Here is a 2,718-nt window from a genome sequence, read left to right as displayed (position 1 = left end):
TCATGTTCGACTACGCCAACCTGGACCGCCCGATCGTGCTGCTCGCGGACGACCGGGCCACGTTCGCCGCGAGCCGGGGCACCTACGTCGACGTCACGGCGGAGCCGCCGGGGCATGTGGTGTACGCGGAGCGCGATCTGATCCGGCTGTTCGCGTCCGGCTCGTGGCGGGACGCGGACGGGGCCCGGCTTCGGGCCGCCTTCCGGGCGCGGTTCTGCGCGTACGAGGACGGCCGGGCCGCCGAGCGCGTGGTGCGCACGCTGCTGCTCGGCGAGCCCATGCCGGACGCCCCGGCGGCGCGGGTCCCCCGTCCGGCGATGGGCGACGTGCTCACGCCGTCGCCCTGAGGCCGGAGTCCACCGGGTTCTACTCGACGACGAGGTCGACCTCGATGTTGCCGCGGGTGGCGTTGGAGTACGGGCAGACCTGGTGGGCGGTCTCGACCAGCTTGCGGCCGGTGGCGGCGTCCACGGTGTCGGGCAGCTCGACGCGCAGCGTCACCTTCAGGCCGAAGCCCTCGCCCTGCTTGCCGATGCCGACCTCGGCGGTGACGGCGGCGTCGCTCACGTCCACCTTGGCCTGCCTGCCGACCAGGCCGAGCGCGCTGCCGAAGCAGGCCGCGTACCCGGCGGCGAAGAGCTGCTCGGGGTTGGTGCCCTGGCCGTCGCCGCCCAGCTCCACCGGCATGGCCAGGGCGAGGTCGATGCGGCCGTCGGAGGAGACGGCGCGGCCCTCGCGGCCGTGGGTGGCGGTGGCGACGGCGGTGTAGAGCGCGTCCATGGGGACCATCCCTCTCAGGAGTCGGGTGCGGCGGCGGACTGCCGCCCTCACGACTCCGAGTAGAGCACGCAATTAAATTGTGCGCAACCAAATGGCGGCTGCTTGGCTATCCTGGTCCCATGACCGCCTCGCCCACCCCGCCCGCGGGCACCGCCCCGGCCACCGTCGGCACCCCCTCGGACGCGGCGTCCGCCGCCGAGGCCGACTGGCTCCGGCTCGACCGGCAGATCTGCTTCTCCCTGCACGCCGCGTCCCGCGCGTTCAACGGTGTCTACCGGGTCCTGCTGAAGGACCTCGGGCTCACCTACCCGCAGTACCTCGTGATGCTCGTGCTGTGGGAGCACGGGGATCTGCCGGTCAAGGCGCTCGGGGAACATCTGCGGCTCGACTCGGGCACGTTGTCCCCGCTGGTCAAGCGGCTGGAGACGGCCGGTCTGGTCCGCCGGGAGCGCAGCGTGCTCGACGAGCGCTCGGTGCGGGTGCGGCTCACCGGGGAGGGCACGGCGCTGCGCGAGCGGGCCCTGGAGGTGCCCCGCCGGATCGCGGCCGCGACCGGCGCCGACCCGGCGGAGATCGGCGAGCTGCGCGACCGCCTCGACCGTCTCACCTCGGCACTGGATGCGGCGGCAGGGGAACTGGAGGTATCCCCGGAACCTCGCTGACCTCGCCCTTGCGGACGTACAGCCGCAGGCTCGAGTACGGCCCCATGGACTCCTCGACGGGCACGAAGTCCTCGCCCAGCAGCGCGATCTTGGTTCGCTCACTGGGGCCCGCCGGGCTCCAGCGTCCCTCGACCAGGTCCCGGTCGACCACCACCCACACCCGGTCGAGCCGGGCCAGCCGCGCCCGCAGCAGCGTGGGGTCGGCCTCCTCGCCGTACAGCGTCCCGGAACCGGCGACCGGCGCCGTGAGCGCCACGTCCCGGATGCCCCGGAAGTCCTGCGGGTAGGCGAGCGCGGCGTTGCGCGCCTGCGCGGGCAGGAACAGCACGGGGTCACCCGGCCGCACCTTCTTCGCCGCGACGTGGGCGACGAGGGCGAGATCGTCCGCCCGGTTCGCCGGGTTCCGGTCGGCGCGCAGCAGGGGGAGCTGGCGGAGGAGGGCGAGCGCGATCACGGCGACACCGAGAGCGGCGACGAGGGGGACGCGGCGGCGGGCGGCCGGGGCGGTGTCGACGGCAAGCGGAGAGCGCGGCCGTCTCAGGGGCTTGAGCGCGGATCCGACGGCCACTGCCACGCGCCCCCGCGCCCGGAGCCAACGACGCCCGTACCGCCGTACCAGCCGGACCGTGGTGTCCGCCCCCGCCGCCACCAGCAGCGGCGCGCCGGACAGGGAGTACAGCACGTACCGGTCGACGTAGAGCGGGGAGAGCTGGGAGGCCAGCATCAGGGCGGCGGGCGGGACCGCGGCCAGCGGGAGGCAGACGCGGGCGAGGGTGAGCCGGCCGCGGGGGGCGGCGAGGCCCGCGAAGCCCAGCAGGGCGAGGAGGAAGCAGGTGCGGTGGACCGCGGTGCCCGAGCCGAGGAAGGCGCGCAGCAGGCCCTCGGCCGTCCGCCAGGTCGGCGGTCCGAGCCACGCGAGCTGGGCCGACTGGGTGCGCGAGACCAGGACCATGGGCAGCAGCGCGAGGACGACCGCGCCCGCCGCGCACGCCCAGCCCCGCCACACCCGCCGGTCCGCGCGGACCAGCACCAGCGACACGGCGTGGGCGAGCAGCAGCAGGACCGCGAACTCGTGCAGCCAGCAGGCGAGTCCGAGCAGCAGGCCGTAGGAGCGCCAGGAGCCGGTGCGCACGGCGCGGGTGAAGAGCAGGGTGGCGCCGGTGGCACCGGCGGCGACGAGGGCGTAGGAGCGGCCCTCCTGGGCGTAGTGCCCGGCCATCGGCGTGACGGCGTAGAGCAGCCCGGCCCACAGGCCGACGCGCGGGCTCGCGAGGCG

General features: G+C 75.1%; 4 protein-coding genes. 2 read left to right on the top strand and 2 right to left on the bottom strand.

The window, feature by feature from the left end:
- On the top strand, positions 1-347 hold a 347-nt coding region (locus tag GTW40_RS15280; RefSeq protein ID WP_202485921.1), incomplete at its 5' end, for a CDP-glycerol glycerophosphotransferase family protein.
- 19 nt (positions 348-366) lie between these two features.
- Here the strand turns inward: GTW40_RS15280 and GTW40_RS15275 are convergent.
- Positions 367-780 (bottom strand): organic hydroperoxide resistance protein, encoded by a 414-nt coding sequence (locus GTW40_RS15275; protein WP_161180735.1) that lies wholly within the window; start codon positions 778-780, stop codon positions 367-369.
- Positions 781-899: 119 nt separating this feature from the next.
- On the opposite strand from GTW40_RS15275, the gene GTW40_RS15270 reads away from it, so the two are divergent.
- Positions 900-1,442 (top strand): MarR family transcriptional regulator, encoded by a 543-nt coding sequence (locus GTW40_RS15270; RefSeq protein WP_237525525.1) that lies wholly within the window; start codon positions 900-902, stop codon positions 1,440-1,442.
- Here GTW40_RS15270 and GTW40_RS15265 read toward each other — a convergent pair.
- Positions 1,384-2,718 (bottom strand): glycosyltransferase family 39 protein (locus tag GTW40_RS15265; protein ID WP_161180734.1); only part of this gene is annotated, 1,335 nt, incomplete at its 5' end. The genes GTW40_RS15270 and GTW40_RS15265 overlap by 59 nt on opposite strands.

Source organism: Streptomyces sp. SID4985 (assembly GCF_009863025.1).
In the GTDB taxonomy this organism is placed as follows: domain Bacteria; phylum Actinomycetota; class Actinomycetes; order Streptomycetales; family Streptomycetaceae; genus Streptomyces.
Note: the sequence above shows the minus strand (reverse complement) of the source record. Positions and strands in the feature narration are given on the sequence as shown.